Origin of the sequence: Enterobacter cloacae complex sp.6700776 (genome assembly GCF_048284255.1) — a bacterium.
In the GTDB taxonomy this organism is placed as follows: Bacteria; Pseudomonadota; Gammaproteobacteria; order Enterobacterales; family Enterobacteriaceae; genus Enterobacter; species Enterobacter intestinihominis.
Genome location: NZ_JBLVYK010000005.1, coordinates 1 through 24,639, shown reverse-complemented (window position 1 = coordinate 24,639; position 24,639 = coordinate 1). Strand labels below are relative to the sequence as shown.

Genomic DNA, 24,639 nt, shown 5'->3' with positions numbered 1-24,639 from the left:
CAGACGCACCCTGCAGCGCAGCGAACTGAGCACGGACGTGACCCTGCCGGAGCAGGCGCTACTGGAACGCCTGTATCGCTACACCGCGCGCGGTGAGCTTTCCGGCGTCAGCGATACACTGCGTGGTGAGGTGGACTACGGCTACGACGCCGAAGGGCGTCTGCTGAAGCACTACGAGGCCCGACAGGGACACAGCCGCGCGCAGTTCAGCTACGACGCCGCGGATAACCTCGCCGCCAGTGACGCTGCGGCACCGGTCACGGATAACCGCCTCCAGCACTGGCAGGCGCTTTTCATGAAATACGACCACTGGGGCAACCTGGTCAGCCGCCGCAACGGGCTGTATGAACAGCATTACGCGTATGACGCCGAGAACCGGCTGGTATCCGCCCGCGGAACCGGGCCGGAAGGGCGTTTTGAGGCGCGCTATCACTACGACGCGCTGGGCCGCCGCACGCGCAAAATCGTCACCACGACGCACGGCACCACCGACACCCGCTTCCTGTGGCAGGGCTATCGCCTGCTGCAGGAGCAGCAAGAGAGCGGGCTGTGCAGCACGTATTTATACGACCCGAATGAAGCCTGGAGCCCGCTGGCGCGTGTGGATCACCTTCGTGACCAGAGCAGCGGTGAGATTTACTGGTTCAATACCGATCTGAACGGTGCTCCGCTGGAGGTCACAGACGAGCGCAGCGCGGTGCGCTGGAGCGGCCAGTACGGCAGCCTTGGCGAGGTGCGCCATCAGAGCGAAGGGTTCTCACGGCTTGTGAATCGCACGGCGATGGCACACCAGCCGCTTCGCTATGCCGGGCAGTACGCTGACGGTGAGACGGGACTGCACTATAACCTGTTCCGCTACTACGACCCGCAGGTCGGGCGGTTTATTGTGCAGGATCCGATTGGGTTGAATGGTGGGTGGAACCTATATCAGTATGCGCCGAATCCGTTGGGGTGGATTGATCCGCTGGGTCTTAAATATTCTCATTCAGCAAAGAATCCTAAAGAATTTCATGCTGTTGTAAACGAAAAATGGGGGCATAAAATGACCGCCTCAGAAATGAGGGAAGTACAAAAAACAATCGATAATATTAAATTGAATAGACCAGCTTTTCCTCGTGATGGAATACCTTTTGAAAATAATTTCAAAATTTCACCAGATAGTCAGCGCCTTAATACAGGAAGCGGTCCTTATAGAGAATGGACAATAAAAACACCTGGTGTAGGAAATCGAGGAGCCAGGCGTATAGTTGTGGATACAAAAACAGGTCAAGCATTTTATAGTCACGACCATTACAACACTTTCATAGAGATCGGTCTGGGAGGATGGAAGTAATGAAAGTAATTACTTTATCTATTGACTTTAAAGAAATAAATGATGTTACAGAATTTCATGATAGGGTTAAGCACTTGTTTGGCTTTCCTGATTTCTATGGTAATAATTTCCATGCATTCATAGATTGCCTGACTAGTTTGCGATTCCCAGAAGAGGGGATGACATCTTTAAACTTAAAGCAAGACGAGTTTTTATTACTTAAGATAAGTAATATCAACAATTTGAATGAGGGATTGAAGCATGATTTTCTTTTGTCAATTCAAGAGGTAAATAATAGAAGTATTTTATTTGGTGAGGAGCCAACTATCTTGTTATTGCTTTGTGCACAACATAAGTGAAATATGGCGGGCGAAAAGAAAAATTCGCCTGTTTTTTATTAATTGATATTATTCTGAACGGAAGTATGTTGCGGAAAGTATATTTTTCACTCACTATGTGGAGTGTAATCATAGATACTTTAGGGAGGGCTGATGAGAGGGATTAAAGAGGCGTTGAAGCAACTAGCCGCTATTTGTAATGAATACTCGGTATCCGGAAATTTCAATACCGTTAATGACTTGGACAATGCATTTCCAACCAACCTACCTCGTTCCACAGATGTTGATTACTTATATAAAAATTACAATCCGGAAAAATTAAACATTGAAACAGGCTTCGCGCCAATTAAAATTCACTCTATCAGTGAGCTCTCGAAGGCTCAAAGTGGTTATGAATACTTACCGGATAATTATCTTGTTATTGGTGATGATTTAGGTGGAGGTAAACCTTTAATTGCGGTTATCGAAGAAGGGAATACCTCTGTCTATGCTAGTTATGATGTAATTGAACCATTTAAAATAGCTAGCAGTCTCTCTGGATTTATATTTTCATTAGCTGAGCTTATTGATTTGGTATATGGTCAATACGGTATCTTTGATATAGCAGATGATAATGACGAAGTGAAAGGTGACTTTATTGATGAGTTGCGGAAAAGAATTGCGCCTCTTATCGGTAATGAAGGTTTTAATGCATTCTATGATTATTTTTATGGCTAGGGTACATGTTTTTTATTTAAATAAATGAATGGGATATGCCTCGCTTGTCAGATTGTTCGCCGCTTTGATGGCTGCTGCAAAGTTCATTCTTTCGTTCTCCGGTAGAGGTACGTGAGCTTGTCATACTCTGCGTGAGTGCTGGTGTGTTTGATGAAGAGCTTTCCGCGCTCAAAATCAGTAAATAACATTACTCTTAAATACCCGCCACCTACGTCAATGACCCACCATTTTTCCCGGTATTTCATCCTCTCCCGGCTGGGGAAGCGCTTTCGCATGTCGTCTGGTGATGGGTAGTGGTCTCCTTTTAGTACCCAGTAAAGATCTTCCAGAGCGAGTTCTTGAATAGGAAAATGTCTGGTGGCCGCGTCGAAAGCGCTCTTGAGACTGCGGGCATTTTTGCCCCTTGTTTCCAGATTGGAAACATTTAAGGTGGTGGTCGGCGGGTTGAGAATGTGGGAATTGTCATGGATTGCAGTTTTCATTTGCTCGTGATAAAGGCGATCATTTAATGAGTGTGAACACTGTAAGAGGTGACTGTGAAAGAAATGTCCACTTTGTGCCAGGAGCGGACATTGTTATTAATAGCAGCAGACGCCAGCCGGACTCTCTCGTCTTACAGCACTTCAACCACTTCAAATTCTTCTGCGATCAACTCCATATCTTTAGAAAAATGACCTTCGCGGGTAAAAAATCGCTGATGCTCATTTCGCCAGTATTGAAGGCTTAAATCGCCTTCACCTTCTTTGCGGGCAAACTCCTCAGTCACATCACAAAAACGCACCAGTCGCATTGAAACCAGCCGGGTCACGCAGACCGGGGCATTCAGGCCATCAAGGATAATGTTATAGCTTCCAATCCTCGGGGCAGACTTTTCTTGCTGGTAAGAGGCAAAGGATCCGCAGGAGGCCGTTTTAATCCCTTTTTTAATCAGGTCCGCAAGCTCGCTGGCCAGTTCCGGGCTGTCTCCCATTTGCCAGGCATCTGCGCCTGGATACTTTACTTTTAATACCTCAACAGTAGCCATTAAGAGCCCTTTTTAATCGTCGATGAAAAATGTCATACAGAGTTTTAACATGAACTTTCCGGACATTAACATTGATGCTTTCCCTCTGCTACTTTGTCCGCTCTTCGCTCTTACCAGACATTCAAAAACAACATTAAATTTTGCGTATGGCCGGGGATCCGCTTCTTACCCAGCAGAACTCCGGCCTCCCATCACCCGCCTCAGTGCGTCGTTATATACGGCTCCTTCACAAACTCTGCCAGCAACCAGACCATATCATGCAGTAGCCCGGTGAGTTCTTTCGCCACGCTCGCAGGCAGTGTCCCGCCCATCACCGCCAGCGTTAATGCCACGGCATAATCCACCTGCAACACCGTTTCCTGCCAGCAGTCCGGCACGCAGGAAGTAATCTTTTCACCTGCAATCAATTGCTCAACCAGATACGACGGAAGCTCTGAGTCACAGCACTCACGCAGCCGCTTCAGCGCGGCCAGCAATCGCTTGCAGAGCGTGGTAAACGTCACTGTGTCGTCAGTTTCCACCAGCACGCTGACATACGCGGCGCAGGTATCAGCCAGCTCGAAAAGATTCGCAAAATCGGAAATTGAAGCGTTGATGAGCTGATGAACAGCGCTTTCTTCAGAGAGCGCATAAGAAAAGTTAGGTGTAGTAGCCATTTAGCATCCTCGTCGTGCAGAAAAGTGTCATGTTATGCTAACGGGTTCCTACGCCCGGTTACGGATGTGCCGCAACGCAGGCACTTTACGACCGTGAAGAAGGGATGAAAAGGGATAACCCTGAATTACATAAGGTTGCTTGCAGGTTTGCGAGGCGGCTTCCAGAAGGGGATTGCCGCGTGGCGGCTACGCCCGACCCGGCCTCCAAAACCACCGCGATACGACCCGTAGGCCCGCGCAAGCGCAGCGCCCCCGGGCACAGTTTGCACTGCGGTTACGTCTTACGCAGACCTTTTCATTTTGAGCATCCCTTCTAATGATGTCTGCGTCGCGCGGGAGGATTTTCCCGCCTGTGAACAAAACACCCCAAACTCCCGGCACAGTGAAAGCGTAGCCATTTTGTAGTACATGGTAGACCTCAAGCCAGAACGATGTCTGGCACCGCGACCAGCCATCCGGGCGTTTAAATGGTTAAAATAAATAATAATAATCATTGCGCAATAAATTTCGCTGTGTCTTAATAGCGTCATCGGTTTGGAATACAGACCTTATGAAAGCAGTTTTAGTAAAGCAGTCCTCAGTTCAGGTGTTATCAGTAGATACTCCTTCTTCGTGAGCCTCCTCCTAAGTGCCAAATAAGTAACTCTCGAAATACAGGCCATCATCGCCGCGCTTAAGTGGCTCATAAATTAAGGATTTATCTATGTCTAATAAAATGACTGGTTTAGTAAAATGGTTCAACGCAGATAAAGGTTTTGGCTTTATCACCCCTGACGACGGCAGCAAAGATGTATTCGTACATTTCTCTGCAATTCAGAGCGACAACTTCAAAACGCTTGATGAAGGTCAGAAAGTTTCCTTTACCATTGAGAATGGCGCAAAAGGTCCAGCAGCTGGAAACGTTTCTCCACTGTAACCCGCGCTAAATATCAGTGCGGCGTACGATAGCGATGAAGACAATAGTCCGAGCAGTTAAGCTGTACTGATAAAAATTAACCCGCACCTGTGCGGGTTTTTTATTTTTAAAGGGTAATGGTACTGAGTTTTATATGGCAGCCTGCCCATACTCCCTTCAAATTCAGCCTCAAAAACTGCTTCGCAATAAATTGGGCATCAATACAGTCCGCAGTTTCTGAAAAGGTTCATCCCTGCTCCCGTTCCCCCTCGCTCATCATCGCCAGAAACCGTTTCACCGTCCGTGAGCGTTCAAAGCGCCGCCAGCAGAGCGCGATATCGGTATAAAGCTCCGGTGAGCTCAGCGCGTGGTAGGTGACATTCGGCGGAGAAATAGCGGCCATCGATTTCGGCACCAGCGCGAACCCGCCGCCAGCGGAGACCATGCTCAGAGAAGAGGAAAGTTGTGAAGATTGCAGCGTGTGTTGCATATCGACTCCGGCCCGCTCGCAGCTGCCGTAAACGCGGTCATACAGCCCCGGCGCGACCTCCTGGGGGAACAGCACCACCGGTGTATCCCGAAGCTGCTCTAACGCCAGCGAATCGCACGCAGCCAGAGGATGATCGCGATGCAACGCCACCACCATCGGCTCCCGGTCGAGGATTTTCAACTCGAACACCTTGCTGCTTTCGCACGGCAGGCGCACAAAGGCGATATCCAGTTCACCCTCCGCCAGCATTGTCGTCAGCGAAGACATATTGGCTTCCACCTGGTGAACCTGCACCGCCATGTTCTGCACCTGAAACTGACGAATCAGCGCGAAAATTTTGGGATGAAAGGCGTCGGAGCTGGTGATGCCAATCGACAGGCTGCCGTTCAGGCCGCGCGCGATGCCCCGGGCTTTCTCCAGCGCGGCGTCGCTCAGCGCCAGGATCTTACAGGCGTCCTCATAGAAGGCTTCTCCCGCCTCGGTCAGCTCCACGCCCCGCGTCAGGCGCCTGAACAGCGGTGTGCCCACTTCCTCCTCAAGCCGTTTAATCTGCTGGCTCAGTGGAGGCTGTGAAATACCCAGCGCTTTGGCCGCCCTGGTGAAGTGTCGCTCGCGTGCAACCGCGACAAAATAGCGCAGATAACGAAGTTCCATATCAAAAACGTCTCAAACCAGCATGGATTTTATATTGGAACTCTCTGCTGAATCGGGTCAACATTTATTTAACCTTTATAAATAAAGTTGAAGAGGACGGGCATGATGATGCATTCATCTGCATGCGACTGTGAGGCGAGTTTATGCGAGACCCTGCGTGGGTTCTCGGCTCAGCATCCTGACAGCGTGATCTATCAGACATCGCTAATGAGCGCCCTGCTAAGCGGCGTCTACGAAGGGGAGACGACGATCGCCGACCTGCTGGCACACGGTGATTTTGGTCTCGGCACCTTTAACGAGCTGGACGGTGAAATGATTGCCTTCAGCAGCCAGGTGTACCAGCTGCGCGCCGACGGCAGCGCCCGCGCCGCGAAGCCGGAGCAAAAAACGCCGTTCGCGGTGATGACCTGGTTCCAGCCGCAGTACCGCAAAACCTTTAACGGTCCGGTCAGCCGTCAGCAGATCCACGACGTGATCGACCAGCAGATCCCCTCCGATAACCTGTTCTGCGCGCTGCGCATCGATGGCAACTTCCGCCATGCGCATACCCGCACCGTTCCGCGCCAGACGCCGCCGTACCGGGCGATGACCGACGTGCTGGACGACCAGCCGGTGTTCCGCTTTAACCAGCGCGAGGGCGTGCTGGTCGGGTTCCGCACCCCGCAGCATATGCAGGGCATCAACGTGGCGGGCTATCACGAGCACTTTATCACCGACGACCGTCAGGGCGGCGGCCATCTGCTCGACTATCAGCTGGAGAGCGGCGTGCTCACCTTCGGCGAAATCCACAAGCTGATGATTGACCTGCCCGCCGACAGCGCGTTTTTACAGGCCAACCTGCACCCCAGCAACCTTGATGCGGCTATCCGCGCCGTCGAAAACTAACAGGAGAACTACCGTGAACAGTGAGAAACAGTCACGTCAGTGGGCGCACGGCGCCGATATGGTTGTCGGCCAGCTGGAAGCGCAGGGCGTGAAGCAGGTGTTCGGGATCCCGGGCGCGAAGATCGACAAGGTCTTTGACTCTCTGCTGGACTCCTCCATCGAGATTATCCCGGTGCGTCACGAGGCGAACGCGGCGTTTATGGCGGCAGCGGTAGGGCGGTTAACCGGCAAGGCCGGAGTCGCGCTGGTCACCTCCGGGCCGGGCTGCTCCAATCTGATCACCGGCATCGCCACCGCCAACAGCGAAGGCGACCCGGTCGTCGCGCTGGGCGGGGCGGTGAAGCGGGCGGATAAAGCCAAGCTGGTGCACCAGAGCATGGACACTGTCGCCATGTTCAGCCCGGTGACCAAATACGCCGTAGAAGTGAACTCCCCGGACGCGATTGCCGAGGTGGTGTCCAACGCGTTTCGCGCTGCCGAGCAGGGCAGGCCGGGCGGGGCGTTTGTCAGCCTGCCGCAGGATATTGTCGACCAGCCCACCACGGGGGCGATTTTACCCGCCAGCGGCCCGGCGCTGATGGGCCCGGCACCGGAGTCCGCCATTAACGACGTGGCGAAGCTTATCGAGAACGCCAAAAACCCGGTCATTTTACTCGGCCTGATGGCCAGCCAGCCCGCGAACAGCGCCGCGCTGCGCACGCTGCTGGAGAAAAGCCGCATTCCGGTCACCAGCACTTATCAGGCCGCCGGGGCGGTGAATCAGGAACACTTCACCCGCTTCGCCGGACGCGTCGGCCTGTTCAACAACCAGGCCGGAGATCGGCTGCTGCATCTGGCGGATCTGATTATCTGCATCGGCTACAGCCCGGTGGAATACGAGCCGTCCATGTGGAACAGCGGCGACGCGACGCTGGTGCACATTGACGTGCTGCCCGCCTATGAGGAGCGCAAGTATGTTCCCGATCTGGAACTGGTCGGGGATATTGCCGCCACGCTGAATCTGCTTGCCAGCCGAATCGAGCACAAACTTGAACTCAGCCAGCGCGCCTCGGAAATTCTTGTCGATCGCCAGCATCAGCGTGACCTCCTCGACCGTCGCGGCGCATCGCTAAACCAGTTTGCCCTGCATCCGCTGCGCATCGTGCGCGCCATGCAGGACATCGTGAATAACGACGTAACGCTCACCGTCGACATGGGCAGCTTCCACATCTGGATCGCCCGCTACCTCTACAGCTTCCGCGCGCGTCAGGTGATGATCTCCAACGGACAGCAGACCATGGGCGTGGCGCTGCCGTGGGCGATTGGCGCGTGGCTGGTCAACCCGGGGCGCAAGGTGGTGTCGGTCTCCGGGGACGGCGGATTTTTGCAGTCGAGCATGGAGCTGGAAACCGCCGTGCGCCTCAATGCCAACGTGCTGCACATCATCTGGGTGGATAACGCCTACAACATGGTGGCGATCCAGGAAGAGAAAAAATACCAGCGTCTCTCCGGCGTGGAGTTTGGCCCGGTCGATTTCAAAGCCTATGCCGACGCCTTCGGTGCGAAAGGCTTTGCCGTCGAGAGCGCCGACGCGCTCGAACCGACGCTGCGTGCCGCAATGGATGTCGATGGCCCGGCCGTGGTGGCCATTCCCGTCGACTACAGCGATAACCCGCTGCTGATGGGCCAGCTCCATCTCAGCCAGATTTTGTGAATCAATATAAGGACAGAGAAATGCAAAAAGTGGCTCTCGTAACCGGCTCCGGCCAGGGGATTGGCAAAGCGATCGCGCTTCGCCTGGTGAAGGACGGCTTTGCCGTCGCTATTGCGGATTACAACGAAGAGACGGCGAAAGCGGTTGCCGATGAAATCACCCGCAACGGCGGGAAGGCCGTCGCCGTGAAGGTGGACGTCTCTGACCGCGACCAGGTGTTTGCGGCGGTGGAAAAAGCCCGCACCGCGCTGGGCGGCTTCAACGTCATCGTCAATAACGCCGGGGTGGCGCCGTCTACCCCTATCGAATCCATCACGCCGGAAATTGTCGACAAGGTCTACAACATCAACGTGAAAGGGGTGATCTGGGGCATTCAGGCCGCGATTGACGCGTTCCGCAAAGAGGGGCACGGCGGTAAAATCATCAACGCCTGCTCCCAGGCGGGCCATACCGGCAACCCGGAACTGGCGGTGTACAGCTCCAGCAAGTTCGCGGTGCGCGGTTTAACCCAGACCGCCGCGCGGGATCTCGCGCCGCTGGGGATCACCGTTAACGCCTATTGCCCGGGCATCGTCAAAACGCCGATGTGGGCGGAGATCGACCGTCAGGTCTCCGAGGCGGCGGGTAAACCGCTCGGCTACGGAACGGAAACCTTTGCCAAACGCATCACGCTTGGCCGTTTGTCCGAACCGGAAGATGTGGCCGCCTGCGTCTCTTACCTCGCCGGACCAGACTCCGACTACATGACCGGTCAGTCGCTGCTGATTGATGGTGGGATGGTGTTCAACTAAATTCTAATAAGCTCTGACATGAACTTTCCCCTGCTCCCGTGCAGGGGCTTTTTTTTGTCTCCTCAGCCATTGTGCATTACACTGCGCGCTGCAAAACTTTAGTCTTAAGATCTGACAGGCGGTAACAGCGATGAACGGTACAATCACAACGTGGTTTAAAGATAAAGGCTTCGGATTTATCAAAGATGAAAACGGCGACAACCGCTATTTTCACGTGATTAAGGTCGCCAACCCTGATCTGATTAAGAAAGATGCGGCGGTGACCTTCGAACCCACCACCAACACCAAAGGCCTTTCCGCGTATGCGGTGAAGGTGATCCCGGAGAGCAAGCATCTTTATATCGCGGGCGAGCGCGTGAAGCTCACCTCGATCAAATCCTTCGTGGTGTTCAGCGAAGAAGAGCCCGTTGAGACCAAAATCGACAAAGAGAACGCGGTGCTGTCGGTGGGGCTACTGATGAACAGCATCAAGCCGAAAAGTGAGAAAAAGCCGGGCGAGATGCGCACGGTGAAGAAGCTGGCGATCACCACCTTCCAGAACACGACGATGATCTTCACCGAAGATGAAATCGACATCGACGCCACGGTTAAGCTGCTGAAGTAATTTTATGCCGGGTGGCGGCTACGCGTTACCCGGCCTGCACGTTCTTCCTTTTCGACCGCTTTTTAACCTGCTATAACAAACTCCTTACCTTGCAGGGAGTCACCGCCGTGCCCGAAATCAATCAACATGGTCAAACCGTTAACGATATCGTCCCCGACTGGAAATGTGCCCGAGCGCTAACTCGCACGCCGCTAACCGGCCAGTATTGTCGTCTGGAACCGTTGGACGCAGAACGCCACGCGGCGGATCTGTTTGAAGCTTACACACTGGGCGATGACAGCGACTGGACGTGGCTTGCCAGCACCCAGCCTGTGAGCGTTGAGGCTACTGCGCACTGGGTGCTCGGAAAGGTGCTGGATGACGACCTGGTGCCCTTTGCCGTTATCGATCTGCGCACCGAAAAGGCGGTAGGGCTGGTGAGCTATATGGCGATTGAACGCTTTCTGGGAACGGTGGAAATTGGCCACGTCACCTGGTCGCGCAAGATGAAAGGCACCCGCATTGGCACCGAAGCGGTGTGGCTACTGCTGAAAAACGCCTTTGAGCATAAATATCGTCGGCTGGAGTGGAAATGCGATTCGATGAACACCGCCTCACGCCGCGCGGCGGAGCGGCTGGGGTTCGTCTGGGAGGGACGTCTGCGCCAGAAGCTGGTGCGCAAAGGACGCAACCGCGACAGCGATATGCTTTCGATTATTGACGGCGAGTGGCCGCAAAGGGACACGGAGCTGCGCGCCTGGCTGGCGGCGGAGAATTTTGACGCCCAGGGGCGGCAGATTAAGCGGCTGGAGGCGTTTCGTTTATAAGCTTTTTATGTAGGGTACAGCGCAGGATGCAGTTAATCCGCGGAAATCGCGATTTCAATCAGGTTGGTTTTTCCTGACTGCAGTCCGCGGGTTACCGCTTCGGCGATGTCTGCAGCATCGGTTATCCGACAACAGCGAATGCCCATGGCGGTGCCCAGCGACTGAAAATCGATGTGCGGATTAATCAGATCCATCCCGATAAAGCGCCCCAACTGCGTCGAGCTGTAACCCGGCTGTCCTTTCATAAAGTTTTTAAGAACGTTGTACTCCAGGTTATTCATCACGATAAAGGTGACCGGCAGGTTTTCGTGTGCTGCCGTCCAGAGCGCCTGCGGCGAATACAGCGAGGCGCCGTCGCCCATCAGGCACACTACCGGCTCGCGGCCCAGCCCCAGCGAGTGGCCCACCGCCGCAGGCATACCCCAGCCCAGACCGCCGCCGCGCATGAAATAGTAGCGCTGGTGCTGCGTGTCGGAGATAAAACGTCGGACATGTCTGGCTGTGGCAATCGCTTCATCAACAATGGTGACGCCCGGCGGAACGGCTTTGATGACTTCATAGGCCGCCACCATTGGCGAAATGGCCGGGCGCAGCCGCTCGGCAGCCAGACGTTCTTCCTGCAGTTGCCACTCTTTTTCACGTTCAGCGCGTGCCGTTTTGAGCAGCCGCTGATGCGTCAATTTGCCTGCCACCAGGCGCTGCTGAAGCAGAGGTAAGAGCGCCTTCAGGGAGAGTTTTATATCCCCCATCACCGACAGGCGTGTAGCGTAGGTGCGGCCCAGCTCGTTCATGTCGGCGGAGAGCTGGTAGACCGCGCATGAGCCCGGAATCGCGTCTCCTTCGCTGTATAATATGGTGATCAGGCTTCTGCCCCCAATGATAAACACCGCGTCGTAGGCATTAACGATGCTGGCAATTTCACTGGCGGTGGTAGGCATATTGCCGCGCCAGAGGGCATGCTGCGTGGGAAAGGGCAAATTCAACGGCCACGATGAGCCGTAAACGTGTGCACCTAGCGCTTCTGCAAGCTGGACAATCTCCGGCGTCGAGCCGCTGGAGTGAACTTCATCCCCCGCCACAATCATGATCCTGCCGGGCGTAACCTGGCTCAGGTCCGCCGCCAGCTCGTCCAGGGAGCCCGCGACGGTGTGATAGTTCACTTTGGAGGCCGTTTGTATCCCGGCGTCGCTCAGCTCTTCCATCACGTTCATTGGCAGAGAGAGCAATACGGGCCCGGCGGGGGGATAGCTGGCAGCATGGAACGCGCGACGCACCAGCACCGGGAGCTGGTCGGCGCTAGTGACCTCCTGCGCCCATTTCACCACCGGCGATCCAATGGAGACTATGTCATCGTACAGGAGCGGGTCGCGCACGTAGTGCCGCGTGTCCTGTTGCCCGACGGTGACAACCAGCGGCGTTTTCATGATCCGCGAGTTGATTAAATTTCCCATTCCGTGCCCAAGACCGCTGGCGGTGTGCAAATTGATAAAACCGGTTTTGCCGGAGGCTTTCGCGTAGCCGTCGGCAATCGCCACCACGGTGCTCTCCTGAAGCGCCAGAATATAGTGAATATTTTCATGCCGGAGCAGGGCATCAATGAGCGGAAGTTCGGTGGTGCCGGGGTTGCCAAAAATATATTCCACGCCTTCACTCTCCAGCACTTCAAGAAGAATGTCGGCACCTGTTCGCATATTTAAATCTGATAAGGACGTTAATGACTTAATCATAATGACACCTCATTCAGCGTTATTTAAGTCATGCTAAAATTCTTCCTGCGTTGGCCGGACGACAATTTCATTTACATCAACATCATCAGGCTGCTCGATAGCAAATAATACGGCCCGCGCAATGGCATCTGCCGGAATAGCCTGCTTATAAAATTCATGCAGGAATTTTTTACTCTCTTCGTCAGAACTGCCGAACTGCAGTTCGCTCTCGACCGCACCGGGAGAAATAAGCGTAGTGCGGACCGTTTTACCCACCTCCTGACGCAAGCCTTCGCTCAGCGCGCGGACGGCGAATTTCGTGGCGCTGTAGACCACGCCGCCGGGCGCAAGCACTTTAATACCGGCCACAGACGCAACGTTAATAAAATGCCCGCCACCCTGGCGCTGGAACACCGGTAACGCCGCCGCAATGCCGTATAAAACGCCTTTGAGGTTGGTATCGATCATCCGATCCCACTCGTCGGTCTTGCGCTCGCTGATGGGGGCGATAGCCATAAAGCCCGCGTTGTTGATCAGCACATCGACACGTTGGTATGCGGCAACGGCAGCGTCAATCGCGTGCTGGACCTCCTCCTGACGGGTCACGTCCGCCTTCACGGCAATCGCCCGGCCGCCCTGCTGGATGATGCGATCCACCAGGGCGTTAACTCTGTCCAGGCGACGCGCCACCAGTACCAGAGAAAAAGGCTTATTCGCTAAATACAGGGCAATAGCCTGACCGATACCGCTGCTGGCGCCGGTGATAACAACAACGTTGTTTGCACTATTATTCATGATCTTATCTCGCGGTTGAGTGATGCAAAAATAAAGGCAGGAGAGAATTAAAGAATAATGACGCTTTCTTTAATTTCAGTTTAAAATATATTGTATATTTCGAATGGAAAGACATTCGATTAAACTTAGTTGAATTACGGGAGCAGTGTCAACAGACTTTTAAATGAACAAAATAATTGCCGGGTAATATTTATTTCTTATAGTTATCGAAAAATATTATCGTAATGAAGGGATGTATTGAAAACCCTCTCGTTTTACGGAGAGGGCAGAATATTAAACGTTCTGTAATGCCTGACGAACCGGCGCGCCGTTCGCCACGTAATACGCCGCCGTGCTCTTCGCCAGCGGCTCGCGCCCGCGAATCGCATCAGCAATTTTCTCGCCGATCATAATCGTGGTGGCGTTCAGGTTGCCGGTAATAATCTGCGGCATGATCGACGCATCCACCACGCGTAATCCTTCCAGCCCGTGAACGCGGCCTTCACCGTCAACCACCGCCATCTCGTCATAGCCCATTTTGCAGGTGCCGCACGGATGGAACGCGGTTTCGGCATGGTTACGCACAAACTCGTCCAGCTGTTCGTCGGTCTGGCATTCGACGCCCGGGCTGATTTCACGACCGCGGTATTTGTCCAGCGCGGGCTGGTGCATGATCTCGCGGGTGATGCGGATCGCGTCGCGGAACTCCTGCCAGTCCTGCTCGTGGGACATATAGTTGAACAGGATCGCCGGATGCTGATGCGGGTCGCGGGACTTAATCCGTACGTGCCCGCGGCTCGGCGAGCGCATGGAGCCGACGTGGCACTGGAAACCGTGTTCTTTCACCGCGTTCGAGCCGTTGTAGTTAATCGCTACCGGCAGGAAGTGATACTGAATATTCGGCCACTCGAACTCCTCGCGGCTGCGGATAAACCCGCCCGCTTCGAAGTGGTTGCTCGCGCCCACGCCTGCGCCGCCAAACAGCCACTCCGCGCCAATCTTCGGCTGGTTCCACCACTGCAGGGCAGGGTAGAGGGAAACGGGCTCTTTGCATTCATACTGAAGGTACATCTCCAGGTGATCCTGCAAGTTTTCCCCCACGCCGGGTAAATCATGTACCAGCGGGATATCAAACTGCTTCAGCAGTTCAGCGTTGCCCACGCCGGAGCGCTGGAGGATCTGCGGTGACGCAATAGCGCCCGCGCACAGCAGTACCTCTTTCTTCGCTGTCGCTTTTGACGGAATGGTGCTTTCGCCTTCCAGCCACTCGACGCCCACCGCGCGCTTGCCGTCAAAGATAATGTGATCGGTCATGGCGTGGGTGCGGATGGTCAGATTCGGGCGCGGTTTGGCCTGATCCAGATAGCCGCGCGCGGTGCTGGCGCGTCGGCCCTGCGGCGTGACCGTGCGATCCATCGGGCCAAAGCCTTCCTGCTGATAGCCGTTGAGATCGTCGGTGCGCGGGTAGCCCGCCTGCACGCCTGCCTCCACCATCGCTTCAAACAGCGGGTTCACGCCCGGCTTAGAGGTGGTGACGCTCACCGGACCGTCGCCGCCGTGGTAGTCGTTCGGCCCCACGTCGCGGGTCTCTGCCTTGCGGTAGTAGGGCAGGCAGTTGAGATAGCTCCAGTGCTCCAGACCCGGTTCTTTCGCCCAGTTGTCCAGATCCATTGCGTTGCCGCGCACGTAGCACATGCCGTTGATCAGCGACGAGCCGCCCAGCCCTTTTCCGCGTCCGCACTCCATGCGGCGGTTGTTCATGAAAGGCTCTGGCTCGGTTTCATACGCCCAGTTGTAGCGCTTGCCCTGCAACGGGAAGGCCAGCGCGGCAGGCATCTGGGTGCGGAAGTCAAAGCGGTAGTCCGGCCCGCCCGCCTCAAGCAGCAGGACGGTGGTGTTCGGATCTTCAGTCAGTCGTGTTGCCAGAACGTTGCCGGCAGAGCCGGCCCCGATAATGATGTAGTCAAATTGCAAATAAACCTCCCGGTTAAAATATGGACTGGAATTTACCCATCTCAACCTGGATGGACTTCACCTGGGTGTAACTCTGAAGCGTCATGACGCCGTTCTCGCGGCCAATGCCGGAGTGTTTGTAGCCGCCCACCGGCATCTCCGCGGCGGATTCGCCCCAGGTGTTGATCCAGCAGATGCCCGCTTCGAGCTGATGAATAGCGCCGTGGGCGCGGTTCAGATCGGCGGTGACAATGCCCGCCGCCAGACCGTAGTCGGTGTTATTGGCGCGACGAATGGCCTCTTCGTCAGTGTCATAGGAAAGAATGGACATCACCGGGCCGAAGATCTCTTCGCGCACGATGGTCATTTCGTCGGTGCAGTCGGTGAACACGGTCGGGGCAACCCACGCGCCGTTATCAAAGCCGTCACCCTTCAGCACGTCACCGCCGCACAGCACGCGCGCACCTTCCTCTTTGCCTTTGGCGATGTAGCGCATCACGCTGTCGCGGTGCGGGAAGCTGACCATCGGGCCGAAGTTAGTGTTTTCATCGAACAGGTCGCCCGCGCGGATGCGGCCCACGCGCTCAACGATTTTTTGCTCAAACGCGGCTTTGAACTTCGCGGGCACGAACACGCGGGTGCCGTTGGTGCACACCTGACCGGAGCTGAAGAAGTTGGCCATCATGGCGATATCTGCCGCGAGATCCAGATCCGCATCGTCAAACACTATCAGCGGGGATTTACCGCCCAGCTCCATCGTCACCTCTTTCAGGGACGAGGCCGCCGAGTTTGCCATCACCTTTTTGCCGCTGGCGACGCCGCCGGTAAAGGAGACTTTGGCGATGCCCGGATGCTCGGTCAGGTACTGGCCGGTTTCCGCGCCCACACCCGGCAGAACGTTAAACACGCCGTCCGGCACGCCCGCTTCGGTGTAGATTTCCGCCAGTTTCAGGGCGGTAAGCGGCGTTACTTCGCTCGGCTTGAAGATCATCGCGTTGCCCGCCGCCAGCGCCGGGGCGGATTTCCACAGGGCGATCTGGATCGGATAGTTCCACGCGCCGATGCCCGCCACCACGCCCAGCGGCTCGCGGCGGGTGTAGACGAAGGAGGTCTCGCGCAGCGGGATCTGGCTGCCTTCCAGTGCCGGGATCAGCCCCGCGTAGTACTCCAGCACGTCCGCGCCGGTGACGATGTCGACGGTCGAGGTTTCAGAAAACGCTTTACCGGTGTCGAGGGTTTCCAGCTTTGCCAGCTCGTCGTTGCGCTCGCGCAGGATATCGACGGCGCGACGCAGGATGCGCGAGCGCTCCATGGCGGTCATCGCCGCCCAGATTTTTTGCCCGCGCTTTGCGCTATCCACGGCGCGGTCCACGTCTTCACGCCCGGCGGCCTGCACGCTCGCCAGAACTTCACCGTTGGCCGGGTTGATGGTCTCGAAGGTGCGACCGCTGGTGGCGGATGTATAACCACCATTGATATAAAGCTGCTGTTCTGCCATTCGGGACATGCTTCCTCCTCGGTTAGTCGGTCGGTAAATGCTGGCTGATAAAGTGGCTGGTAAGCGACTGGGCCAGGGTTTTATCCAGCGGTTTGCCGCTGAGCGCGGCGCGCAGCCACAGCCCGTCAATCAGTGCGGCGAGCCCGTAGCCCGCCTCTTCAGCCTGTTCACGCGGCAGTTCGCGGCGGAATTCGTACACCAGATTTGAGAGCAACCGGCGGCTGCTGACCTGCTGCAAACGATAGAGCATCGGCTGATGCATGCTGCTGGCCCAGAAGGCCAGCCAGGCCTTCATCGCCGCGCCGCTGACCTGGGTTTCATCAAAATTGCCGCCGACAATCGCCTGCAAACGCTGCTCTGCACTGCCGTCCGGCAGGGCGCGTAAACGGCTTAATACCGCATCGCGTAACTGACCGGTGATGTCGCGCATGGTTGCTTCCAGCAGACCGTTTTTATCTTTGAAATAGTGGCTGATGATACCCGTGGACACGCCCGCCCGACGGGCGATTTGCGCGATGGTTGCGTCATGCATTCCCACTTCATTAATTGCTTCCAGCGTGGCATCGATGAGCTGCCTGCGCCGGATCGGCTGCATCCCCACTTTGGGCATTTTTGCCACTCCATTCATCAGCGTTGGTAATCTATTAAAGCGGTTTTTGATTGGACGTTCAATATAAAATGTGTCTTAATTGTTGCGATTTTGGATTTTAATAGTTACAAAAACAGTGGGGATACTGGATGACAGACCTTTCACAAGACAGAGAAAAAGACAAAATCAACCCGGTCGTTTTTTTTACGTCCGCCGGGCTGATTTTGTTGTTTTCCCTGACGACCATCTTCTTTCGTGATTTTTCTGCCGAGTGGATTGGGCGCACCCTGAACTGGGTGTCGAAGACCTTCGGCTGGTACTACCTTCTGGCGGCGACGCTCTATATCGTCTTCGTCGTCTGCATTGCCTGCTCGCGCTTCGGTTCGGTGAAGCTTGGGCCGGAGCAGTCCAAGCCCGAGTTCAGCCTGCTGAGTTGGGCCGCGATGCTGTTTGCCGCGGGCATTGGCATCGACCTGATGTTCTTCTCCGTGGCGGAACCGGTCACGCAATATATGCAGCCGCCGGAAGGGGCAGGGCAGACGATGGAGGCCGCGCGTCAGGCGATGGTCTGGACGCTGTTCCACTACGGCCTGACGGGCTGGTCAATGTATGCCCTGATGGGCATGGCGCTCGGATACTTTAGCTATCGTTATAATTTGCCCCTAACCATCCGCTCCGCGCTGTACCCGATTTTCGGGAAAAAGATCAACGGCCCGATTGGCCACAGCGTCGATATCGCGGCGGTGATCGGCACCATCTTCGGCATCGCCACCACGCTCGGGATTGGCGTAGTGCAGCTTAACTACGGGCTGAGCGTGCTGTTTGACATCCCGGATTCGATGGCGGCGAAGGCGGCGCTGATTGCGCTGTCGGTGATCATCGCTACCATCTCGGTGACCTCCGGCGTGGATAAAGGTATTCGCGTGCTCTCCGAGCTGAACGTCGCGCTGGCGCTGGGGCTGATCCTGTTCGTGCTGTTTATGGGCGACACCTCGTTCCTGCTCAACGCCCTGGTGCTCAACGTAGGTGATTACGTGAACCGCTTTATGGGCATGACGCTGAACAGCTTCGCCTTTGACCGCCCGGTGGAGTGGATGAACAACTGGACGCTCTTCTTCTGGGCGTGGTGGGTGGCCTGGTCGCCGTTTGTCGGCCTGTTCCTGGCGCGAATTTCGCGTGGGCGCACCATCCGTCAGTTCGTGATGGGCACGCTGATCATCCCGTTCACCTTCACCCTGCTGTGGCTGTCGATTTTCGGCAACAGCGCGCTGCACGAAATTATCCACGGCAATGCGACCTTCGCGCAGGAAGCGATGGTGCACCCGGAGCGCGGCTTCTACAGCCTGCTGGCGCAGTACCCGGCGTTTACTTTTAGCGCGTCCGTAGCAACCATTACCGGCCTGTTGTTCTACGTCACCTCGGCGGACTCCGGCGCGCTGGTGCTGGGGAACTTCACTTCGAAGCTTAAAGACATCAACAGCGATGCGCCGAACTGGCTGCGCATCTTCTGGTCCGTCGCCATCGGCCTGCTGACGCTCGGCATGCTGATGACCAACGGTATCTCTGCGCTGCAGAACACCACGGTGATCATGGGCCTGCCGTTCAGCTTCGTGATCTTCTTCGTGATGGCCGGGCTGTATAAATCGCTCAAGGTGGAAGACTACCGCCGCGTCAGCGCCAGCCGCGACACCGCGCCGCGGCCGATGGGCGCACAGGACAGGTTGAGCTGGAAGAAACGCCTGTCGCGCCTGATGAACTACCCGGGCACGCGCTACACCAGCCAGATGATGGAGACGGTCTGCTTCCCGGCGATGGAAGAGGTGGCGCAGGAGCTGAAGCTGCGTGGCGCCTACGTGGAGCTGAAAAACCTGCCGCCGGAAGAGGGCGAAACCCTGGGGCACCTGGATCTGCTGGTGCACATGGGCGACGAGCAGAACTTTGTTTATCAGATCTGGCCGCAGCAGTATTCGGTGCCAGGGTTCACCTACCGGGCGCGCAGCGGGAAATCGACCTACTACCGGCTGGAGACCTTCCTGCTGGAAGGGAGCCAGGGGAATGATTTGATGGATTACAGCAAGGAGCAGGTAATTACGGATATTCTGGACCAGTATGAACGGCACCTGAACTTTATCCATCTCCACAGGGAAGCGCCGGGGAATAGCGTGATGTTCCCGGATGTCTAAACGGATTCTTAAAATACCTTCAGACTGTATATAAATACAGTTATTTGGCGCAGCATTACTCAAGGAAGAGTAACCATGCAGCAAGAGCCTGATGCTGAAGCATTCGGGCTTTTGCTGCGTTTAGGGAAGGAACTATGGATGAGTCATGCGATAGAGTTTATCGAAACATCACTCTTTACCCGACAGATTAAAAGCATTGCTACGGATGATGAATTAAAGGATCTGCAAGAGGTGATCTATTTCATTATGGCCTATCCAAAATGCATAAAGGACAGCCTGACACAGACAGAGAAAGCAGAACTTAAAAAGCTGACTTCCATTCTGAAAAATACTGCTTCCAGTGCCGTAAATTTGAGGTGTACTATGTACCCTAATCAGGCAGGTGGAGGCTGATAATGAGTATTTTTAATGAATTAAAATCTTCGCTTGAAGAGGCCGTTGAGATCCATAACGGAAGAAAAGCCGCTTCCCGGGTAACCCGCTATGAAGTTGCTGATGTGCGCGCCATCAGAGAGCAGCTCAATATCACGCAAAGCGAAATGGCGAAGGCGCTTGGCACGAGCGTCGATACGATAAAGAGCTGGGAGTCTAAACGTCGCAACCCAACCGGGCTGGCGGCGAAGGTACTTAATGTGATTCGGGAGAATCCTGCATTTTATAAGGCACTTGCCGGGCAGTGAGTCGCCCTTATGCCGGGTGGCGCTGCGCTTACCCGGCCTACAAAACTCCAAAACTGCTTTACCGTAGGCCTGATAAGCGAAGCGCCATCAGGCTCTCCCTCCGTTGACATAACTTTAATGATAACTATTTTCATTTAAATATAGCCTGTGCTATACCTTATAGCACGGGCTAATTTTGCTTTTAATTTAATCACCTCAGGAGACTTCTGCGATGCATCCACGGCAAGGATTGAAGCGTCTGTTGCTCGGCGCGCTGCTTATGACCGCGACCACAACCGGCGCGCTGGCGGCTGAAAAGTTCCAGGTCATCACCACTTTTACCGTTATCGCTGATATGGCGAAAAACGTAGCGGGGGATGCCGCAGAGGTCACCTCCATCACCAAACCGGGCGCGGAAATTCACGAATACCAGCCCACCCCGGGCGATATCAAACGCGCGCAGAAGGCGCAGCTGATCCTGGCGAACGGCATGAATCTGGAGCTGTGGTTCCAGCGCTTTTATCAGCATCTGAACGGCGTGCCGGAGGTGATTGTTACCAAAGGCATCACCCCGATGGGCATCAGCGAAGGGCCCTATAACGGCAAGCCCAACCCGCACGCGTGGATGTCGCCGGACAACGCCCTGATTTACGTCGATAACATTCGCGACGCGCTGGTGAAGTACGATCCGACCAACGCGCAGACCTATCAGCGTAACGCCGACGCCTACAAGCAGAAGATCACCGCCACTCTCGAACCGCTGCGCAAGCAGGTCACGGCGATCCCGGTAGACAAACGCTGGATGGTGACCAGCGAAGGGGCGTTCTCCTATCTGGCGCGGGATTTGGGCCTGAAAGAGCTGTACCTGTGGCCGATCAACGCCGATCAGCAGGGCACGCCGCAGCAGGTGCGCAAGGTTATCGATCTGGTGAAAAAACATCACATTCCGGCGGTGTTCAGCGAAAGCACCGTCTCGGATAAGCCCGCTCGTCAGGTGGCGCGGGAAACCGGCGCCCATTACGGCGGCGTGCTGTACGTTGACTCCCTGAGTGCAGAAAACGGCCCGGTGCCAACCTATATCGATCTGCTGAACGTCACCACCCGCACGCTGGTGCAGGGCATCCGCGACGGGATGAAGGAGTAACCATGCAGAAGGGGATTGTTGTAACCGACGTGACCGTGACCTACCGCAACGGCCACACGGCGCTGCGCGACGCGTCGTTCAGCGTGCCGGGCGGATCGATTGCCGCCCTGGTGGGGGTGAACGGTTCCGGCAAGTCCACGCTGTTTAAGGCGGTGATGGGCTTTGTGCGGGCGGCGAGCGGCACTATCTCCATTCTCGGGCTTCCGCCTCACCGGGCGCTGCGCCTGAACCTGGTCGCCTACGTGCCGCAGTCGGAAGAGGTCGACTGGTCATTTCCGGTGCTGGTCGAGGACGTGGTGATGATGGGCCGCTACGGGCATATGGGGTTTCTGCGTCGGCCTAAAGAGCGCGACAGGCAGATTGTAACCGACGCCCTGAAGCGCGTGGATATGCTTGAGCTGCGTCATCGGCAGATTGGCGAGCTCTCCGGCGGCCAAAAGAAGCGCGTGTTTCTGGCGCGGGCGATTGCCCAGCAGGGCGAGGTGATCCTGCTCGACGAGCCGTTTACCGGCGTGGACGTCAAAACCGAAGCCAGGATCATCAGCCTGCTGCGGGAGCTGCGCGACGAGGGTAAAACGATGCTGGTTTCGACCCACAATCTGGGCTCGGTCACGGAATTCTGCGATTACACGGTGATGGTCAAAGGCACCGTGCTGGCGAGCGGCCCGACGGATATCACCTTTACCGCCGAGAATCTTGAGCGCGCCTTTAGCGGCGTGCTGCGCCACGTGGTGCTCAGCGGCTCGGAAGATCGCATTATTACCGACGACGAACGCCCCTTCGTCACGCACCGACAGGAGGCCAAATGAACGCGCTTCTCGAACCCTTTGGCTACGAGTACATGCTCAACGCGATGTGGGTCTCGGCGATGGTGGGCGGGCTGTGCGCGTTTCTCTCCTGCTATCTGATGCTCAAAGGCTGGTCGCTGATCGGCGATGCGCTGTCGCACTCCATCGTGCCGGGCGTAGCGGGCGCTTACATGCTCGGACTGCCGTTCTCGCTGGGGGCGTTTTTATCGGGCGGGCTGGCGGCGGGCAGCATGCTGTTTCTCAACCAGCGCAGCCGCCTGAAGGAGGACGCCATTATCGGGCTGATCTTCTCCTCGTTTTTCGGGCTGGGGCTGTTTATGGTCTCACTCAACCCGACCTCGGTGAACATTCAGACCATCGTCCTCGGCAATATTCTCGCCATCGCCCCGGAAGATATCGTCCAGCTGGCGATTATCGGCGTGGTGTCGATAGTTATCCTGCTGTTCAAATGGAAAGATCTGATGGTGACCTTTTTTGATGAGAACCACGCCCGCGCCATCGGTCTGCGCCCGGAACGTCAGAAAATTCTCTTCTTTACGCTACTGGCGGTCTCTACCGTGGCGGCGCTGCAAACCGTCGGCGCATTTCTGGTGATCTGTCTGGTGGTTACGCCCGGTGCGACCGCCTGGCTGCTGACCGATCGCTTCCCGCGCCTGTTGATGATTGCCGTCGCCATTGGCAGCATCACCAGCTTCCTCGGTGCGTGGGCCAGCTATTACCTGGACGGCGCCACCGGCGGCATTATCGTGGTCGCCCAGACGCTGCTGTTCCTGCTGGCGTTCGTCTTTGCGCCGAAGCACGGGCTGCTTGCCAGCCGCCGTCGGGCGCGGGAGGCACATCCATGATGACGCTGATCCTCGAACCGTTCCATTTTGCGTTTATGAACAACGCGCTGCTGATTTCACTCCTGGTGGCCGTGCCCTGCGCGCTGCTGTCGGTTTTTCTGGTGCTGAAAGGCTGGGCGCTGATGGGCGACGCCATGAGCCACGCGGTGTTTCCCGGCGTCGTGCTGGCCTGGATGATGGGCCTGCCGCTGGCGCTGGGCGCATTCGTGGCTGGTCTGTTCTGCGCGGTCGCCACCGGATACCTGAAGGATAACAGCCGAATCAAGCAAGATACGGTTATGGGGATCGTCTTTTCCGGCATGTTCGGCGCCGGGCTGATCCTCTATATCGCCGTCAAACCTGAGGTGCATCTCGACCACATTCTGTTCGGCGATATGCTGGGCATTAACGGGATGGACATTTTGCAAAGCGGTCTCGTCGCGGGGTTGATTGCGCTGGTGATTGGCCTGAAGTGGCGCGATTTTCTGCTGTTCTGCTTTGACTATCAGCAGGCGCAGGCGAGCGGCCTGCGCACCCGCTGGCTGCACTACGGCTTACTGTGCATGGTTTCGCTGACCATCGTGGCGACGCTGAAAGCGGTGGGTATAATTCTGTCGATTTCGCTGCTGATTGCCCCCGGCGCGGTGGCGGTGCTGATCACCCGACGCTTTCACATGGCGCTGCTGGTGGCGGTCGCCGTTTCAGCGCTGGTGTCGGTAAGCGGCGTTTATGCCTCGTTTTATCTCGACAGCGCGCCCGCGCCGACCATTGTGGTCCTGTTCGCGATGGTGTTTATCATGACGTTTGTGGTGACCAGCGTGAAGGCACGTCGGCAGGAGCGTGTGACAGCAGGGTGATGACCTGTTCGCCGTGCTGCTGCCAGTGAAGGGTGAAGGCAGTGCCTTCCTCAAAGCCTGCAAGTTGACGGGTCAATGCCAGCGTAAGCGTCCTGTCGTCGAGCAGGGTAATGCGGGCGCTGTCAAAACCCATCCAGGCCTGCACCTGCGGAAAGAGGGCCTTGAACAGGCTCTCTTTGGCGCTGAACGCCAGCGTCAGGGCGAGGGCGAACGGGTATCCCGAGCGGGAAAGCACAGGTTCTTCCTGCATATCAATAATGCCGTCTTTGATTTCCCAGGCTTCGTTTTCGGAAAGGATCGTTTCACAATCGATGCCGATAAGCGCAGGGTATTGCGTGACGACGGCCATCGCCTGCGTGCCGCTGTGGGTGATGCTGCCGGAAATACCTTGCGGCCAGAGCGGTTCGCCGCTGGGTCCGATGCCGGGGATTACGCGCTCGTTTAGCGCATGCGCCGCGGCGATGCGGCCTGCCAGGTGGTCGGATTTGCGCTTGCGTCCGGCGTCAGCCAGCTGTGCGTGATGGGGCAGCCAGAGGAGATCGGCGTCGGTGAAGGTGGTGGGGTCGAAAGTGATGCGGTGAAGGGTGTGGCCGGCGAGAGAAAATGTGCTGTGGGTTGTGTGCATGGTTTTCCCTTCAGTATTGTGCGGCCTGATGCCCTCACCCCGGCCCTCTCCCTTTGGGCTGAGGGTTCCCCACAAATTAATGCGAGCACTGAGCAATCCCCTCGCCCCTCCGGGGAGAGGGTTAGGGTGAGGGGAACATACGGCGGTGGTGGT

26 protein-coding genes are annotated in these 24,639 nt (G+C 56.1%); 16 read left to right on the top strand and 10 right to left on the bottom strand.

Annotated features, from left to right (window positions below; all coding sequences use genetic code 11):
• From ACNQ0T_RS09895 to ACNQ0T_RS09885, 3 genes are all read left to right on the top strand, one after another.
• A partial coding sequence (locus ACNQ0T_RS09895) for an RHS repeat-associated core domain-containing protein (protein WP_417929980.1) occupies positions 1–1,333 on the top strand: 1,333 nt, incomplete at its 5' end.
• Positions 1,333–1,671 carry a barstar family protein gene (locus ACNQ0T_RS09890; RefSeq protein ID WP_023299531.1) on the top strand — a complete coding sequence of 113 codons (339 nt, stop codon included), beginning with the start codon at positions 1,333–1,335 and terminating at the stop codon, positions 1,669–1,671. The genes ACNQ0T_RS09895 and ACNQ0T_RS09890, both read left to right, overlap by 1 nt.
• 132 nt (positions 1,672–1,803) lie before the next feature.
• Complete coding sequence (locus ACNQ0T_RS09885) at positions 1,804–2,367, top strand: hypothetical protein (RefSeq protein ID WP_417929978.1); 564 nt, start codon at positions 1,804–1,806, stop codon at positions 2,365–2,367.
• 83 nt (positions 2,368–2,450) lie between these two features.
• On the opposite strand, the gene ACNQ0T_RS09880 is transcribed toward ACNQ0T_RS09885, so the two are convergent.
• The 3 genes from ACNQ0T_RS09880 to ACNQ0T_RS09870 all read right to left on the bottom strand — a co-directional run bounded on the left by ACNQ0T_RS09880 (position 2,451) and on the right by ACNQ0T_RS09870 (position 4,047).
• A complete protein-coding gene (locus ACNQ0T_RS09880) occupies positions 2,451–2,780 on the bottom strand; it encodes a type II toxin-antitoxin system HigB family toxin (RefSeq protein ID WP_032671566.1) in 330 nt (109 codons plus the stop codon).
• A gap of 200 nt (positions 2,781–2,980) precedes the next feature.
• A complete protein-coding gene (locus ACNQ0T_RS09875) occupies positions 2,981–3,391 on the bottom strand; it encodes an ASCH domain-containing protein (RefSeq protein WP_023299534.1) in 411 nt (136 codons plus the stop codon).
• 200 nt (positions 3,392–3,591) lie between these two features.
• The gene (locus tag ACNQ0T_RS09870) at positions 3,592–4,047 is read right to left on the bottom strand and encodes a hypothetical protein (RefSeq protein ID WP_023305643.1); all 456 of its coding nucleotides are present in this window, start codon (positions 4,045–4,047) and stop codon (positions 3,592–3,594) included.
• 703 nt (positions 4,048–4,750) lie between these two features.
• Here ACNQ0T_RS09870 and cspA point away from each other — a divergent pair.
• Positions 4,751–4,963, top strand: a complete 213-nt coding sequence (gene cspA / locus ACNQ0T_RS09865; RefSeq protein WP_022647355.1) for an RNA chaperone/antiterminator CspA — start codon at positions 4,751–4,753, stop codon at positions 4,961–4,963.
• A 226-nt stretch (positions 4,964–5,189) separates the two neighbouring features.
• Here cspA and ACNQ0T_RS09860 read toward each other — a convergent pair whose 3' ends face one another.
• Entirely contained in the window at positions 5,190–6,086 is an 897-nt protein-coding gene (locus tag ACNQ0T_RS09860) for a LysR family transcriptional regulator (protein WP_023305644.1), read from the bottom strand.
• Positions 6,087–6,191: 105 nt separating this feature from the next.
• On the opposite strand from ACNQ0T_RS09860, the gene budA reads away from it, so the two are divergent.
• The 5 genes from budA (at position 6,192) to ACNQ0T_RS09835 (ending at position 10,865) form a co-directional block, all read left to right on the top strand.
• Positions 6,192–6,971 carry an acetolactate decarboxylase gene (gene budA / locus ACNQ0T_RS09855; RefSeq protein WP_088581799.1) on the top strand — a complete coding sequence of 260 codons (780 nt, stop codon included), beginning with the start codon at positions 6,192–6,194 and terminating at the stop codon, positions 6,969–6,971.
• 13 nt (positions 6,972–6,984) lie between these two features.
• Positions 6,985–8,664, top strand: a complete 1,680-nt coding sequence (gene alsS, locus ACNQ0T_RS09850) for an acetolactate synthase AlsS (RefSeq protein ID WP_022647358.1) — start codon at positions 6,985–6,987, stop codon at positions 8,662–8,664.
• A 20-nt stretch (positions 8,665–8,684) separates the two neighbouring features.
• Entirely contained in the window at positions 8,685–9,455 is a 771-nt protein-coding gene (locus ACNQ0T_RS09845) for a (S)-acetoin forming diacetyl reductase (protein ID WP_022647359.1), read from the top strand.
• Between the two features lie 130 nt (positions 9,456–9,585).
• Entirely contained in the window at positions 9,586–10,059 is a 474-nt protein-coding gene (locus ACNQ0T_RS09840) for a cold-shock protein (RefSeq protein WP_022647360.1), read from the top strand.
• A gap of 107 nt (positions 10,060–10,166) precedes the next feature.
• Complete coding sequence (locus tag ACNQ0T_RS09835) at positions 10,167–10,865, top strand: GNAT family N-acetyltransferase (RefSeq protein ID WP_417929976.1); 699 nt, start codon at positions 10,167–10,169, stop codon at positions 10,863–10,865.
• A 32-nt stretch (positions 10,866–10,897) separates the two neighbouring features.
• On the opposite strand, the gene ACNQ0T_RS09830 is transcribed toward ACNQ0T_RS09835, so the two are convergent.
• From ACNQ0T_RS09830 to betI, 5 genes are all read right to left on the bottom strand, one after another.
• Entirely contained in the window at positions 10,898–12,592 is a 1,695-nt protein-coding gene (locus ACNQ0T_RS09830) for a thiamine pyrophosphate-binding protein (protein WP_023299540.1), read from the bottom strand.
• A 33-nt stretch (positions 12,593–12,625) separates the two neighbouring features.
• Complete coding sequence (locus ACNQ0T_RS09825) at positions 12,626–13,366, bottom strand: SDR family oxidoreductase (protein WP_023299541.1); 741 nt, start codon at positions 13,364–13,366, stop codon at positions 12,626–12,628.
• A 273-nt stretch (positions 13,367–13,639) separates the two neighbouring features.
• Positions 13,640–15,319, bottom strand: coding sequence for a choline dehydrogenase (betA, locus tag ACNQ0T_RS09820; RefSeq protein ID WP_417929975.1), 1,680 nt, complete (start codon positions 15,317–15,319; stop codon positions 13,640–13,642).
• Between the two features lie 13 nt (positions 15,320–15,332).
• Positions 15,333–16,805, bottom strand: a complete 1,473-nt coding sequence (gene betB / locus ACNQ0T_RS09815) for a betaine-aldehyde dehydrogenase (RefSeq protein ID WP_417929973.1) — start codon at positions 16,803–16,805, stop codon at positions 15,333–15,335.
• 13 nt (positions 16,806–16,818) lie between these two features.
• The gene (gene betI / locus ACNQ0T_RS09810) at positions 16,819–17,406 is read right to left on the bottom strand and encodes a transcriptional regulator BetI (protein WP_003858827.1); all 588 of its coding nucleotides are present in this window, start codon (positions 17,404–17,406) and stop codon (positions 16,819–16,821) included.
• A 128-nt stretch (positions 17,407–17,534) separates the two neighbouring features.
• Here betI and betT point away from each other — a divergent pair, with 128 nt between their 5' ends.
• The 7 genes from betT (at position 17,535) to ACNQ0T_RS09775 (ending at position 23,861) form a co-directional block, all read left to right on the top strand.
• Positions 17,535–19,568 (top strand): choline BCCT transporter BetT, encoded by a 2,034-nt coding sequence (gene betT / locus ACNQ0T_RS09805; RefSeq protein ID WP_022647365.1) that lies wholly within the window; start codon positions 17,535–17,537, stop codon positions 19,566–19,568.
• 138 nt (positions 19,569–19,706) lie between these two features.
• A complete protein-coding gene (locus tag ACNQ0T_RS09800) occupies positions 19,707–19,961 on the top strand; it encodes a hypothetical protein (RefSeq protein WP_046620628.1) in 255 nt (84 codons plus the stop codon).
• A gap of 2 nt (positions 19,962–19,963) precedes the next feature.
• Positions 19,964–20,248 carry a NadS family protein gene (nadS, locus tag ACNQ0T_RS09795; protein WP_003858821.1) on the top strand — a complete coding sequence of 95 codons (285 nt, stop codon included), beginning with the start codon at positions 19,964–19,966 and terminating at the stop codon, positions 20,246–20,248.
• Positions 20,249–20,459: 211 nt separating this feature from the next.
• Positions 20,460–21,371 (top strand): metal ABC transporter substrate-binding protein, encoded by a 912-nt coding sequence (locus ACNQ0T_RS09790; RefSeq protein ID WP_417929971.1) that lies wholly within the window; start codon positions 20,460–20,462, stop codon positions 21,369–21,371.
• A 2-nt stretch (positions 21,372–21,373) separates the two neighbouring features.
• Positions 21,374–22,180 carry an iron/manganese ABC transporter ATP-binding protein SitB gene (gene sitB, locus ACNQ0T_RS09785; protein ID WP_023299548.1) on the top strand — a complete coding sequence of 269 codons (807 nt, stop codon included), beginning with the start codon at positions 21,374–21,376 and terminating at the stop codon, positions 22,178–22,180.
• On the top strand, positions 22,177–23,025 hold the full coding sequence (gene sitC / locus ACNQ0T_RS09780; protein ID WP_063137873.1) for an iron/manganese ABC transporter permease subunit SitC: 849 nt from the start codon (positions 22,177–22,179) through the stop codon (positions 23,023–23,025). Before sitB ends, sitC begins: the two co-directional genes overlap by 4 nt.
• Positions 23,022–23,861 carry a metal ABC transporter permease gene (locus ACNQ0T_RS09775; RefSeq protein WP_323633338.1) on the top strand — a complete coding sequence of 280 codons (840 nt, stop codon included), beginning with the start codon at positions 23,022–23,024 and terminating at the stop codon, positions 23,859–23,861. Before sitC ends, ACNQ0T_RS09775 begins: the two co-directional genes overlap by 4 nt.
• Here ACNQ0T_RS09775 and entD read toward each other — a convergent pair.
• Positions 23,800–24,486, bottom strand: a complete 687-nt coding sequence (entD, locus tag ACNQ0T_RS09770; protein WP_023299550.1) for an enterobactin synthase subunit EntD — start codon at positions 24,484–24,486, stop codon at positions 23,800–23,802. The genes ACNQ0T_RS09775 and entD overlap by 62 nt on opposite strands.
• Positions 24,487–24,639: the final 153 nt, after the last annotated feature.